Raw genomic sequence first — 13,807 nt, 5'->3', positions numbered from 1 at the left:
CGTTATGGCGTTAACCTCGCCGTGCGAGAGCGCTTGGGAAGCGGCTCCGAATCGGCTTGAACATCCTCTTGCCGGGGAGCAATCCTCGCTTATCTTGGCCGGTACGGGCGTGCCGGCCCTGTCTGATTTTCCCGAGAACCCTAGGTGACCTATGCGCGATCCGGTTGAGACTTACATGAACCTTGTGCCGATGGTGGTCGAGCAGACCAACCGCGGCGAGCGGGCTTACGACATCTTCTCGCGCCTGCTGAAAGAGCGCATCATTTTTGTCACCGGGCCGGTCGAGGACGGCATGTCGACGCTGATCGTGGCGCAGCTTCTGTTCCTTGAAGCCGAGAATCCGAAGAAGGAAATCTCGATGTACATCAACTCGCCGGGCGGCGTGGTGACGTCGGGCCTTGCGATCTACGACACCATGCAGTTCATCCGCCCACCGGTCTCCACGCTCTGCACCGGGCAGGCGGCCTCGATGGGTTCGCTGCTGCTGGCCGCAGGCGAAAAGGATATGCGTTTCTCGCTGCCGAACTCGCGCATCATGGTCCACCAGCCCTCCGGCGGTTTCCAGGGCCAGGCGACCGACATCATGCTGCACGCGCAGGAAATTCTGAATCTGAAGAAGCGGTTGAACGAGATTTACGTCAAGCATACCGGCCAGAGCTATCAGGCGATCGAGGACGCGCTTGAGCGCGACAACTTCCTCACCGCTGAGAAGGCGCGTGATTTTGGCATCGTCGACAAGGTAATCGACAAGCGGCCGGAAGATCCGGTGGCAAAAGCTGCGTAATTGACGTCGCCAGCGGCAGATTTTGCCTGCCACCGGCAACTGGAAGGCGAGTGGAGGCGCAGGTGCGCCTCATTCTCGTGTCATTCCCGCAACGCCGGGGTGGAATTGCGGTTTAGCTGTCGTGAAACCGCGGCAAATCGGTCTAGTGTGGTGGTTCGGCCCGTCCGGGGTTAGCGAATTCTTGATCCTCGGGTGCCAGCATGGTTCGCTGGTTGGGTTGAGTCAGTTCGGGTCGAGGATTCGTCGAAGGCCTCGATTCGGGCATATCTCGAATGCAACGTCTTTCTGGTACGAATTTTGCTCATATCTTGATCAGATGGAAGCAAGCCGGACGGAAAGCGGAAGACGGAGACAGGAATGAGCAAAGTCGGAACAGGCGACTCCAAGAACACTCTTTATTGCTCATTCTGCGGAAAGAGCCAGCACGAGGTCCGCAAGCTGATTGCCGGACCGACCGTGTTCATCTGCGACGAGTGCGTCGAACTCTGCATGGACATCATCCGCGAGGAGAACAAGTCCTCGCTCGTGAAGTCGCGTGACGGCATCCCGACGCCGAAGGAAATCTGCAAGGTGCTCGACGACTACGTCATCGGGCAGGCGCATGCCAAGAAGGTGCTCTCGGTCGCGGTGCACAACCACTACAAGCGGCTGAACCACCAGACCAAGCACAACGACGTCGAGCTTGCGAAGTCGAACATCCTGCTGATCGGCCCGACCGGTTCGGGCAAGACGCTGCTCGCGCAGACGCTCGCGCGCATCCTCGACGTGCCGTTCACGATGGCGGATGCGACGACGCTGACCGAAGCAGGTTACGTCGGTGAGGATGTCGAGAACATCATCCTGAAGCTTCTGCAGGCGGCCGACTACAACGTCGAGCGCGCACAGCGCGGCATTGTCTACATCGATGAGATCGACAAGATTTCGCGCAAGTCGGACAATCCCTCGATCACCCGCGATGTGTCGGGCGAGGGCGTGCAGCAGGCGCTTCTGAAGATCATGGAGGGCACCGTCGCTTCGGTGCCGCCGCAGGGTGGCCGCAAGCATCCGCAGCAGGAATTCCTGCAGGTGGATACGACGAACATCCTGTTCATCTGTGGTGGCGCGTTTGCGGGCCTTGAGAAGATCATCTCCTCGCGTGGCCGCACCACCTCGATCGGCTTTGCCGCCAGCGTGCTGGCGCCGGAAGATCGCCGCACCGGCGAAATCTTCCGCGAGGTCGAGCCGGAGGACCTTCTAAAGTACGGCCTCATCCCCGAGTTCGTCGGCCGTCTGCCTGTGGTGGCGACGCTCGAGGATCTCGACGAGGCCTCGCTGAAGAAGATCCTGGTCGAGCCGAAGAACGCGCTGGTGAAGCAGTACCAGCGGCTGTTCGAGATGGAGAATGTCGAGCTCACCTTCGCCGACGAAGCCTTGGGTGCGGTCGCGCGTAAGGCGATCGAGCGCAAGACCGGCGCGCGTGGGTTGCGTTCGATCCTTGAAAGCATCCTGCTCGAGACCATGTTCGACCTTCCGGGTCTGGAAGGCGTCGAGGAGGTGGTGATCTCCCGCGAGGTGGTGGAAGCGACCGCGCGGCCGCTCTACATCTACGCCGATCGCACCGACCGCGCCGGCGAGAGCAGCGCAAGCGCCTGACGCCTCGCTCTGGAACTCAAAACAGCACAACGGCCGTTGGGATTACCGGCGGCCGTTTTGATTCGTCTCAACCCTGAAAACACCTGCGTTTGTCAGAGTTTGACAGCCGCTTGACACCCCCTGCGGGGATAGCCACCTAATGGGCTGCGGCGAAGCCTGTCGGAAGGCAGATTCGCCGCAAGTGGAGCGGATTTAATGTTCATCTCCCCGCGCAGCACTTGCTGCAACGGGATGTGAATGTTGGAATTGAGCCACTAGCACGATCCGGAGGGAAAGACCGTCCCTGCGGCGGATGGTTCACCCGAACCCTTTGCTCTCCGGCTGTTCTGCACCTTGCTGCGGTTGCATCGTACGATGGACTGCGCGCAGGGGGGCGCAAAGAAAAGGAAGTAGGGCATGACTGCCTCCACTAAGCCTCGTCCCACGATTGTCGCTGGCGAAAGCCATCAGTACCCCGTTTTGCCGCTGCGCGACATCGTCGTTTTCCCGCACATGATCGTGCCGCTGTTCGTTGGCCGCGAGAAATCCATTCGCGCGCTCGAAGACGTGATGAAGAACGACGCGCTGATCCTGCTCGCGACGCAGAAGAATGCATCGGATGATGATCCGGCCGCGGATGCGATCTATGAGATCGGCACGCTCGCCAGTGTACTGCAGCTCCTCAAGCTGCCCGACGGCACCGTGAAGGTGCTGGTCGAGGGCCTGGAGCGCGCGCGCGTCACCAAATATTCCGACCGCACCGATTACTACGAAGCCGAAGCGGTTGCGCTCGCCGACACTGGCGCCGAGAGCGTCGAGGCGGAAGCGCTCGGCCGCTCGGTCGTGTCCGACTTCGAGAGCTATGTGAAGCTGAACAAGAAGATCTCCGCCGAAGTCGTTGGCGTCGTTCAGCAGATCACTGATTACGCGAAGCTCGCCGACACGGTGGCCTCGCATCTCGCGGTCAAGATCGCCGACCGGCAGGACATTCTGGAAACGTTGTCCGTCTCGCAGCGCCTTGAGAAGGTGCTGGGGCTGATGGAGAGCGAGATCTCTGTGCTGCAGGTCGAGAAGAAGATCCGTTCGCGCGTCAAGCGCCAGATGGAGAAGACCCAGCGCGAATACTACCTGAACGAGCAGATGAAGGCGATCCAGAAGGAGCTCGGCGACGACGAAGGTCGCGACGAGCTGGCCGATCTGGAAGAGAAGATCGCCAAGACCAAGCTCTCGAAGGAAGCTCGCGAGAAGGCGCAGCACGAGTTGAAGAAGCTGCGGCAGATGTCTCCGATGTCGGCCGAAGCGACCGTCGTGCGCAACTATCTCGACTGGCTGTTGTCGATTCCGTGGGGCAAGAAGTCGAAGGTCAAGAAGGACCTTGCTGCCGCGCAGGACATCCTCGACGCCGATCACTACGGGCTTGAGAAGGTCAAGGACCGCATCGTCGAGTATCTCGCGGTGCAGTCGCGCGCCAACAAGCTGACAGGTCCGATCCTGTGCCTTGTCGGCCCTCCGGGCGTCGGCAAGACCTCGCTCGGCAAGTCGATCGCCAAGGCAACGGGGCGTGAGTTCGTGCGCGTCTCGCTCGGCGGCGTGCGCGATGAAGCGGAAATCCGCGGTCACCGCCGCACCTATATCGGCTCGATGCCCGGCAAGATCATCCAGTCGATGCGCAAGGCGAAGACCTCGAACCCGCTGTTCCTGCTCGATGAGATCGACAAGATGGGCGCCGATTTCCGCGGCGATCCGTCCTCGGCCTTGCTCGAAGTGCTCGACCCCGAGCAGAACGGCACGTTCAACGATCACTACCTCGAGGTCGACTACGATCTCTCCAACGTGATGTTCATCACGACCGCGAATACGCTGAATATTCCCGGCCCGCTGATGGACCGCATGGAGATCATCCGGATCGCCGGCTACACCGAGAACGAGAAGATCGAGATCGCGCGCAAGCACCTGATCCCGGCTGCGGTGAGCAAGCACGGCCTGTCGTCGAAGGAGTTCTCCATCGACGATGAGGCGCTGCTGCTGGTGATCCGCCGCTACACCCGCGAGGCGGGCGTGCGTAATCTCGAGCGCGAGCTCTCGACACTGGCCCGCAAGGCGGTGAAGGAGCTCACGATCTCGAAGAAGACGTCGGTCAAGGTGACGGAAGCGGTGGTCGAGGAGATGCTCGGCGTACCGAAGTTCCGTTACGGCGAGATCGAGAGCGACGACCAGGTTGGCGTCGTGACCGGCCTTGCGTGGACGGATGTTGGCGGCGAGTTGCTCACCATCGAAAGCGTCATGATGCCCGGCAAGGGCCGCATGACAGTGACGGGCAACCTGCGCGACGTGATGAAGGAATCGATCTCGGCGGCGGCGTCCTACGTCCGCTCGCGGGCGATCAATTACGGCATCGAGCCGCCTCTGTTCGAGCGGCGCGATATCCACGTCCACGTGCCCGAGGGCGCAACGCCGAAGGACGGCCCGTCCGCTGGCGTGGCGATGGCGACCACCATCGTCTCGGTGCTGACCGGCATTCCGATCCGGCACGATGTCGCCATGACCGGCGAGATCACACTGCGCGGGCGGGTGCTGCCGATCGGCGGCCTGAAGGAGAAGCTGCTTGCGGCCGCGCGTGGCGGCATCAAGACGGTCTTCATTCCGGAAGATAACGCCAAGGATCTCACCGAGATTTCCGACGCCATCAAGGGCGGACTGGAGATCATCCCGGTGAGCCGGATGGACGAGGTGCTGAGCAAAGCTCTGGTGCGCGCCCCGACGCCGATCGTCTGGGAGGAGGACACCGCGGTTCCGCCTCCGGCAGAGCCCTCCGATGAAGCGGGCCTCACCGCTCATTAACGGCCTTAGGCAATATGAAATGGCGCCCTTCGGGGCGCCATTTTCATTGCGGACGTTGCATTCTTCCGCGGAATATGAGACGCCTCGCGCGTTTTCGGGCGGCTAGCTCAGCTGGTTAGAGCATCTCGTTTACACCGAGAGGGTCGGGAGTTCGAATCTCTCGCCGCCCACCATCACTTAAGCGGTGCTCAACGATTCATTCCGCCAGCTTCCCCGACAGAAACGTGACGTTTCCAAAGCCTGCGCAGGATAATCCAGGCGCCGCGTAACTGCTCCGTCTTTGCAGGCGATGCTTTCTTGAAATATCCGAAGCGACGTTTTGAGGGGACACTTTGCCCCATTCAATTCGCGCCGTGCCATGGCCAGATGTGCCGAAACATGGAGCGAGGTGAAATGTCGAAAAGTGCAAAGACAAATCTCCGCCCCTTCGTTGTGGGCTGGGCATTGGTTCTGGCGGTCCTTTGCGGTGTCCTTGTCTGGAAGGTGGCAAGTTAAGCCACCTCGCAAAAATCCTTTCCGACTCGTCTGAGATATCTCTGCGCCGCGGCTACGCTGTCTGGGCTAGCGGCGTGGCGTTCGCTTAGTTTCGCAGCAGATCGACAAGCATCGGTTGTGCGCGCGTGATGGCGTAGCGAGAGCCCACGACGTTGAAGTGGCCCACATCGAGATAAAGCCAGGTGCCGTCCTTTACTGTCGCGCATGTCTCGCCGCAGAAGATATCTGCGGGGATGAGAAGTTGGGCGCGGTCGGGGAATTTTGCCACCACACGCGCCAGTGCGGCGTTGATCTTGGCGCCCTCGCGCAAGGCCTGCTCACGTGGTTTCGGCGGGCACGATGGAGGCGGTGCATGCGGCAGCGGCGCGGGTGCGAGGCGCTCGTTGCTGAAGGTGCATTGGTTTGCCGTGACCTGCGCACCGATCACGACAAAAGACCGGCCTGCACGTTGGCGTACTCCAAGCCAGTCGGCTATAAATGCGAACAATCCGGAATCTGTCGCGTTCGTACGATATTGGAGCTGATCCAGCTGTGGTGCTGACGCCAGAGTAGTTGCTATTTGTGACCAGTTACCATGAATCTTTGAAAGTCATGTCGCGGAAAATAGCTGTCGTTTATGCCCTTGAATCCTGCGGATTCAAGGGCACGTAGAACCTCATCCTTATACGGCCAGAAAGACCGCGTATTTCCCCATGAATTCCAATGCGCATTATCGTTTCTGTTGTCTTTTCCGTCTTCGTACTCTCGGTACCACCGACCTGATAAGCCTTCGTGCGTTGCAACTTCATCGAGCTTGAGCGTCTCGTGGTCATTCTCAACTGTAGCGTAGTGAGTATCGAGAATGAGATGGTTGCAAGAATCCGCCAACATGCCGATGAACTTCCTCGGCTCTGATAGATGATACAGAAGTCCGGAGCAAAAAATTACATCGAAGGAATTTCCGTACTGCTTGAAATTCCAGCAATCGTCCTGAACAAAATTGAGGTTCGGAAGACCTAGTTTTGATTTGAGATAGAAGCATTTTTTTACATTGCTTGTACGCACTTCGAGGCCTGTTGCGCGCATCCCGAGGCGGGCAAATTCGACACTGAAGCCCCCTTCTAGGCAGCCGAGGTCGAGAATCGATTTACCCTCTAGCTGATCGCCAAATGTGTCCGTAAGAAAGCTCTTTGCTCCTAGAAATACGGGGTGGGCTGACATCTCCCAATCAGCGCCAGGCATTGTCAGTGATCCATCCGGAAGGCGCACCGAGTAGTAGGCAAAAGCGTTTTTCTGCGCTGCACGGCTGTTTCGGTATTTTCTAACAAGTTGGGTAAGTCTGCTCATAACATTTCTGCCTTTGTACGCTCTCGCGTCTCATCTGGCGTTGTCGTGGATCGTACTGCTGACCGCGAGAAGCCAAGTACTACTCAATATTCTCGCAGCCGACACGCCGCGTCATGCAGCTTCGCTCTGGAGCATATTTTGTCTTTCGCTCAACCTCGATAGGGGCAGGACAAACTTCACGCTTTGGTCGATTTGTTGATAGAGCCAATTGGACCGCAGCCGATAACATGACAAATGCCCCGCTTCAACGAAGCGGGGCATCGAACAGGGAATTGAAAAGCTCTGGGTGCCGCTAAGGCGGGCTACTCAGCCGTGGGCTAAAGGCTGATGATCGAGGCTGCGATGATGGTGGCCACGGCGAAAGGCACGCCGATCACTGTGATCGCAACTGCCGCCAGCGCGGTCTGGAGAGACGGTTTCATCCTCTTCTTTCCTTCGTATTTGCGCCAAGATTTAGCCTGATTTTGTGGCGCTGCAAGCAACGCCGCACGTCAAGCTAACCGGATGGCGACGTGCGGGTTCGCAATTGCAGGGACGGAATTAACGCCCGATTCACGCTATCGTGTCGGAACGCCGGAAGACGTCTGCTCAGGGGGGCGAATCGCGCGTGACGCTGCGGGTGCAAGCTGATGCTTCAGTGTCATAGGGCCGCGCTTTGCAGGCTGGTGGCGCCACGCCGTTTCGCTCAAATTTTCAGAGAATGATTCGTGGCGATTTCCGATGGGACGGGGCGTGGTCTTTAAAACAAAAACAGCGTTGGCTTGTCTCGCAGTCTCTGCGCTTGCCTTCACGAACGTAGAGGCGCGGGAGGCGCGCGTCGTGCCGGTGAGCGCGAGCCCTGTGCTGTGGAATTGGACCGGATTTTATCTTGGGGCGCATCTCGGTGCGGGCTTCGGCACCTCGAAGGTCGATAATCCATATGGCCCTTCGATCTACGGCGATACGATCCGGCTGCCGGGCGGATTTGCAGGCCTGCAGGGCGGCTATAACTGGCAGGGCGCGGGTTCGCCCTGGGTGTTCGGCGTGGAGGCCGATGTCTCGGCCGTGAATGCCGATGGCACCAATACGTGCCTCGCTTATTCCGGCCAGTTCGTCTCCGCGAACTGCCGTGCGCGCCAGCAGGCGATGGGCAGCATCACCGGGCGCATCGGCCGCACGATCTCGCCGGATGGGCGCACGCTCGCCTATATCAAGGGCGGTACCGCGTTCATGAGCGGTGACCTGTCGCTCACGACAAATGCTCCTGACTACATTTTACAACCCTCAAGCGAGCGGCGGGATACGCGCTGGGGTTGGATGCTCGGTGCCGGTCTTGAGCATGCCATCACAGGTGCATGGTCGGTAAAGGCCGAATACGCCTATGCCAATTTCGGCCATCGCGACGTGATGGCGCCGGGCGGTGGGTTTCTCATGACGCCCTTTGACCCGGGCTCGTTGGTGAACACCACAGGCCTGCCGACGCGTGCGAGCCTCGACAGCCATCTCGTCAGGCTCGGATTGAACTATCATCTCGGGCGTGGTGCAGGGCCGGGAGAGGGGATGGTTTTCTCCGCTCCAGCGCGGCCGCAACCCGCCGCCTGGCACGTCGAGGTCGGCGCCCGCTATTGGTACAGCCATGGCCGCTACCAGAACGACCTCGCGATGAACACAAACATGGCGCAGCAGAACCATCTGATCTCGCGCCTGACTTATGAGAGCACCGGCCATTCCGGTGAAATTTTCTGGCGGGCGGATGGTCCACGCGGCTTTTTCCTGAAGGGATTTGCCGGGGGTGGCGGGCTCACCTCCGGACACATGAACGATGAGGACTGGTTTCCGACCGATCCGAGCGGTGCCATGGCCTATTCGAATACGTATCACGGCAAGGTCACCGGCAAGATCGCCTATGTAACGTTCGATGCGGGTGTGGATCTGCTCGGCGATGCCGCCAATAAGATCGGTGTGTTCGCGGGCTACAATTTCTATCGCGACCGGAAGGATTCGTTCGGTTGTGCACAGATTGCGTTGCCGGATGCCCGCTCGATTTGCGGCGTACACATGCCTTTGACCTCGATTGCAATCTCGCAATACGAGGACTGGCACTCGCTTCGCGTCGGCGTGAACGGCACGCTCACGATTGCGCCGGGCCTGAAGTTGAACGTCGATGCCGCGTATCTGCCTTATGCGCATGTCACTGCGCTCGACATCCATCACCACCGCACCGAGATGCCGTCGCCTAAATCACCGGCATGGGGTGTCGGGCAGGGCGTCCAGCTCGAGGCGATCCTCGGATACGATATTACGCCACGCTGGACCGTCGGCATCGGCGGGCGCTATTGGGCGATGTGGTCGAGCAAGATACTGACCGCAGGTTTCGGCAGCGCGACGGCGACGGAGGCGTTGCCGATCCGTGTGGAGCGTTACGGTACCTTCCTGCAGGCATCGTACAAGTTCGGCACGCCGTAGTTCGACGATCCAGGGATTCCGTTAGAACGGGAAGTCTTTAGGCCCGCTCCTCCCAGATCGCGGCAAGGTGCACGATGGTGCGGACCGCCGCTTCCATGTCTTGCACGCTCACCCATTCGAGCCGCGAATGGAAGGCGTGTTCGCCGGCAAAGATGTTCGGGCAGGGAAGCCCCATGAACGACAGGCGCGACCCGTCGGTGCCGCCGCGAATGCTGCCGCGTACGGGCTTGAGGCCCGCGCGACGGATCGCTTCCATGGCGTGATCGACGATGTCCGGTTGCCGGTCGACGATTTCCTTCATGTTGCGATATTGCTCGCGGATATCGATACGATAGGTCGAGCGCGGAAAGTCTTTCATCACTTCGGCGACGGTGCGCTCCAGTAGCGCTTCCTTCTCTTTTAGCCCCGCTACGGTGAAATCGCGCACGATGTAATGCAGCGTCGCTTCCTCAAGCGCACCGGTGATGCCGACCGGGTGGAGAAAACCCTCGCGTCCTTCGGTCGTCTCAGGTGTCAGCGTATCCTGCGGCAACCGTTCGACAATGCGCGCGGCGATTTTAATCGCGTGCTCCATCTTGCCCTTGGCCATGCCGGGATGGGCGCTGACGCCCTGAATGTGAATGGTTGCCGCATCGGCGGAAAAGCTTTCGTCCTCGATCGAGCCCGCGCGCTCGCCATCGATCGTATAGGCGACATCGGCGCCGAGCTTCTTCAAGTCGACCTTGTCGACGCCGCGGCCGATCTCTTCATCGGGCGTGAACAGGATCTTGATCGGACCGTGCTTGATCTGCGGATTGGCGAGCAGAACCTGCACCGCGTCCATGATCTCGGCTACGCCTGATTTGTTGTCGGCGCCAAGTAATGTGGTGCCATCGGTGGTGACGATGTCGTGGCCGATCTGATCGGCGAGGGCAGGGTGTTCAGCGAAGCGGATGACTTGTGAGGAATCCGCCGGCAACACGATGTCGCCGCCCTGATAGTTCTTGACGATCTGCGGCTTCACATCCTTGCCGCTGCAATCCGGCGAGGTGTCCATGTGCGAACAGAAGCACACCACCGGCACGGTCTTGTCGGTGTTGGCGGGCAACGTCGCATAGACGTAGCCGTGTTCGTCGAGATGGGCGTCGGCAAGACCGAGCGCGCGCAATTCCTCCGCGAGTATCCGGCCGAGGTTTTTCTGCTTGTCGGTCGACGGCGTCGTTGGCGATTCCGGATCGGACTGTGTGTCGATCTGCACATAGCGCAGGAATCGCTCGAGAACGGTGTGATTGAACTTTGGGGTATTCGTCATGGCGCCGGGGCTTTGTGTTGATGGCACGGCATTGATCCGCGCGTGTCGATTCCGAAAAGACTAATCACAAAATCAAAAGCACAAGCGAGATGATTCGAGGGTGGCGACTGCCTGCAAACCTCGACTTCGGAGGCTGTGAAGGGTGCCGTGTTCCTTTCAGTCATCGGGAGGGGAGCTGCTCCAGCAAAACAGGCCAGCCAAACGCCCACAATGGCTCATAGCCATGGGCGGCGTCTTTTTTAGATTTCTGCTAAGTCATTGAAAAGAATGGCGCGAGAGACGGGGCTCGAACCCGCGACCTCCGGCGTGACAGGCCGGCGCTCTAACCAACTGAGCTACTCCCGCGCGGGCCGATCAGGTCGATCCGCGAGAGCCCGGGACTTAAAGGGGCGGACCCTACAAGTCAAGGACATTGCAAATGTCCTTATCCACCGGCCATTTGTCCCCCAGCGATGCAAAATATCGCCTATTTACGGGCTAAACATCATAGTCAGATCCATGCCGAATCAACTAATCCCTGTCGGATAGTCAGTTCTCAAGCCAGTACCAACGAGGAGGGTAATCATGGCGAAGAAAGCAGCGACTCCAGCGACTGTTACGCTCAAGCACCTTGCCGCCGCACTCGCGGAAGAACACGAACTCTCCAAGAAGACCGCGGAAGCGATTCTGACCGACCTCGTCACCAAGGTCACCAAGCACCTCAAGAAGGGCGACCGCATCCGTATCGTGGGTCTCGGCATCCTCCAGGTCCGCAAGCGCGCCGCCCGCATGGGCCGCAATCCAGCCACTGGCGAAGCGATCCACATCAAGGCCAGCAAGAAGGTTGCCTTCCGCGCCTCCAAGGAGCTGAAGGAAGCGATCTAAGCGCCTTCCGGATTTTCCGAACGCCATCCCGAAGCCGCTTGAGCGGTTTCGGGGTGGCGTTTTCTTTTTGTTTGCTGAATTTTTCTATGATCGAGTTTCGCGAAATGCGTCTGCAGTGAGCGCAGCTCCAGCGCCCCATGAATGATCCGATACGATACTCAGCCGGGAACCGTTCGGGGCCTTCTGCGTTAACGGTTGCTTCTCATCCGGAAATTATTGTGCAGTCCTCGAGAAGCAGCAGCTTCGCTGCAGCTTTGCATCGCACCCCTTCGACGCAATCATGACATGGTTGCAGGGTGCTATTCCCGCCGCCGATTCCCGCGCCACGACGGGATTGGAAATCCACCAGAAGGAAACAGCATGAAAATCATGAAATGCCTTGCTCCCGCACTTTTTCTTTCGTTTTTTGCCATGACGCCGGCGTCCGCTCTGCCGGCTTCCCCTGCTGCGGGGCTCGACACTGTAACGGCTTCGAACCTCGTTCAGGTTCAGCATCGTGGCCGTCATCATGCGCGCCCTCCGGTGCGTCACCATCGGCCGCCGGCCTATCGTCCGGGTGGCCGCTACTCCACCGCGCCGCGTGGCTATCGCCGCTATGGTGCACGTCCGCATGATTGGCGCGCCCGCCGCTGCGTGATGGTGGGTCCGGTCTGGTTCTGCCCATAAGACGTTCGAAGCCCCGGCCGAAAGCCGGGGCTTCTTTTTAAGTGGTCCCTGCTTTTGAGCAGTCTCCGGCGGTAGCCAGGGACTGTTTTTTTATGTCCAGTCGGCCTCCGCGAGAAACACCGGCCTTGCCTGCCGCTGAAGGAGGGGAATAATCCGGATTACCCTCCATCCATTCTTTTCAGGAATTTCCCATGGCCAGCCACGCTTCCGCGAACCGCTCATATCGTCTTGCCGTCATTCCGGGAGACGGGATCGGAAAGGAGGTCGTGCCTGAGGGCCTGCGCGTGCTCGAAGCCGCAGGGTGCAAGTTCGGGTTCGATCTGCGTCAGGATCATTTCGATTTCGCCTCCTGCGACTACTACCAGAAGCACGGCCAGATGATGCCGGACAACTGGAAGGATTTGGTCGGCGGTCACGATGCGATCTATTTCGGCGCGGTTGGTATGCCGGCGATCGTGCCGGATCACATTTCGCTGTGGGGCTCGCTCATCAAGTTTCGCCGCGAGTTCGATCAGTATGCGAACGTCCGGCCGGTGCGATTGATGCCGGGCGTGCCGTCGCCGCTCGTTGGCCGCAAGCCGGGCGATATCGATTTCTTCGTCGTGCGCGAGAACACCGAGGGCGAGTATTCCTCGATCGGCGGGCGGATGTATCCCGACACCGACCGCGAGATCGTGATGCAGGAAACGGTGATGTCACGTGCGGGCGTCGATCGCATTTTGAAATATGCCTTCGAGCTTGCCCGCAAGCGCCCTCGCAAGCACGTTACCTCGGCGACGAAATCCAACGGCATCTCGATCACGATGCCGTATTGGGACGAACGCGTGGAGGCGATGGCGAAAGCTTATCCGGACATCAAATGCGACAAGTATCATATCGATATTCTGGCCGCGCATTTCGTGCTGAACCCGGACCGCTTCGATGTCGTCGTTGCCTCGAACCTGTTCGGTGACATTCTCTCCGATCTCGGGCCGGCCTGCACCGGCACCATCGGCATTGCGCCTTCGGGAAGCCTCAATCCGGATCGCCGGTTCCCCTCACTGTTCGAGCCAGTTCATGGCTCAGCTCCCGACATTGCGGGGCAGGGCATTGCCAACCCGATCGCGCAGATCTGGTCCGGTGCCTTGATGCTCGATCACCTCGGCGAGACGGAGGCGAGCAAGGCCGTGATTGCTGCCATCGAAAGTGTGCTGTCGGAGGAGAAACTGCGGACCCGTGACCTCGGCGGCAGCGCTGGAACGGAGGCTTGCGGCAAGGCTGTTGCGGCTGCTCTCGGTTAAACGAGAGCGCCTCAATGGTGCCTGTCTATGAGGCAGGTCAAAGGAACATGAACCCGAGTTCTTCTTTCCACCGCGTCTCGCGGTGGGAGAGCGTCTGGTAGACGGTATGCCTGTCTTGCCCTTACCGGTGGGCTGCGCTATTCCCCCCTCGAATTATTCCAATGTTCGCGAATCCGCGGACATGGCCACCGGACCGGGGAGTCC

10 protein-coding genes and 2 tRNA genes are annotated in these 13,807 nt (G+C 59.6%); 8 read left to right on the top strand and 4 right to left on the bottom strand.

What is annotated here, in order from left to right:
- The first annotated feature begins 151 nt into the window (after nucleotides 1–151).
- The 4 genes from OCA5_RS10620 (at nucleotide 152) to OCA5_RS10605 (ending at nucleotide 5,409) form a co-directional block, all read left to right on the top strand.
- Nucleotides 152–784 carry an ATP-dependent Clp protease proteolytic subunit gene (locus tag OCA5_RS10620; RefSeq protein ID WP_012563058.1) on the top strand — a complete coding sequence of 211 codons (633 nt, stop codon included), beginning with the start codon at nucleotides 152–154 and terminating at the stop codon, nucleotides 782–784.
- Nucleotides 785–1,141: 357 nt separating this feature from the next.
- Complete coding sequence (gene clpX, locus OCA5_RS10615; protein ID WP_012563059.1) at nucleotides 1,142–2,416, top strand: ATP-dependent Clp protease ATP-binding subunit ClpX; 1,275 nt, start codon at nucleotides 1,142–1,144, stop codon at nucleotides 2,414–2,416.
- 396 nt (nucleotides 2,417–2,812) lie between these two features.
- Nucleotides 2,813–5,236 carry an endopeptidase La gene (gene lon / locus OCA5_RS10610; RefSeq protein WP_012563061.1) on the top strand — a complete coding sequence of 808 codons (2,424 nt, stop codon included), beginning with the start codon at nucleotides 2,813–2,815 and terminating at the stop codon, nucleotides 5,234–5,236.
- Between the two features lie 96 nt (nucleotides 5,237–5,332).
- Nucleotides 5,333–5,409, top strand: a tRNA-Val gene (locus OCA5_RS10605).
- Nucleotides 5,410–5,816: 407 nt separating this feature from the next.
- Here the strand turns inward: OCA5_RS10605 and OCA5_RS10600 are convergent.
- Nucleotides 5,817–6,260, bottom strand: coding sequence for an SGNH hydrolase domain-containing protein (locus OCA5_RS10600; RefSeq protein ID WP_244396193.1), 444 nt, complete (start codon nucleotides 6,258–6,260; stop codon nucleotides 5,817–5,819).
- Nucleotides 6,261–6,286: 26 nt separating this feature from the next.
- The gene (locus OCA5_RS10595; protein ID WP_013913164.1) at nucleotides 6,287–7,057 is read right to left on the bottom strand and encodes a class I SAM-dependent methyltransferase; all 771 of its coding nucleotides are present in this window, start codon (nucleotides 7,055–7,057) and stop codon (nucleotides 6,287–6,289) included.
- Nucleotides 7,058–7,777: 720 nt separating this feature from the next.
- Between OCA5_RS10595 and OCA5_RS10590 the strand changes: the two genes are divergently transcribed.
- The gene (locus OCA5_RS10590; RefSeq protein ID WP_012563065.1) at nucleotides 7,778–9,502 is read left to right on the top strand and encodes an outer membrane protein; all 1,725 of its coding nucleotides are present in this window, start codon (nucleotides 7,778–7,780) and stop codon (nucleotides 9,500–9,502) included.
- A 37-nt stretch (nucleotides 9,503–9,539) separates the two neighbouring features.
- Here the strand turns inward: OCA5_RS10590 and pepT are convergent, their stop codons facing one another.
- Both pepT and OCA5_RS10580 read right to left on the bottom strand, forming a co-directional pair.
- Nucleotides 9,540–10,793 carry a peptidase T gene (pepT, locus tag OCA5_RS10585; protein WP_013913161.1) on the bottom strand — a complete coding sequence of 418 codons (1,254 nt, stop codon included), beginning with the start codon at nucleotides 10,791–10,793 and terminating at the stop codon, nucleotides 9,540–9,542.
- Between the two features lie 268 nt (nucleotides 10,794–11,061).
- A tRNA-Asp gene (locus OCA5_RS10580) sits at nucleotides 11,062–11,138 on the bottom strand.
- Between the two features lie 219 nt (nucleotides 11,139–11,357).
- On the opposite strand from OCA5_RS10580, the gene OCA5_RS10575 reads away from it, so the two are divergent.
- The 3 genes from OCA5_RS10575 (at nucleotide 11,358) to OCA5_RS10565 (ending at nucleotide 13,603) form a co-directional block, all read left to right on the top strand.
- On the top strand, nucleotides 11,358–11,657 hold the full coding sequence (locus tag OCA5_RS10575) for an HU family DNA-binding protein (RefSeq protein ID WP_012563067.1): 300 nt from the start codon (nucleotides 11,358–11,360) through the stop codon (nucleotides 11,655–11,657).
- 360 nt (nucleotides 11,658–12,017) lie between these two features.
- Nucleotides 12,018–12,323, top strand: a complete 306-nt coding sequence (locus OCA5_RS10570) for a hypothetical protein (RefSeq protein WP_012563068.1) — start codon at nucleotides 12,018–12,020, stop codon at nucleotides 12,321–12,323.
- A 191-nt stretch (nucleotides 12,324–12,514) separates the two neighbouring features.
- A complete protein-coding gene (locus tag OCA5_RS10565) occupies nucleotides 12,515–13,603 on the top strand; it encodes a tartrate dehydrogenase (protein WP_012563069.1) in 1,089 nt (362 codons plus the stop codon).
- Nucleotides 13,604–13,807 lie beyond the last annotated feature (204 nt).

The organism is Afipia carboxidovorans OM5, from assembly GCF_000218565.1.
GTDB lineage: Bacteria > Pseudomonadota > Alphaproteobacteria > Rhizobiales > Xanthobacteraceae > Afipia > Afipia carboxidovorans.
This window is presented reverse-complemented; position numbering and strand designations above follow the sequence as displayed.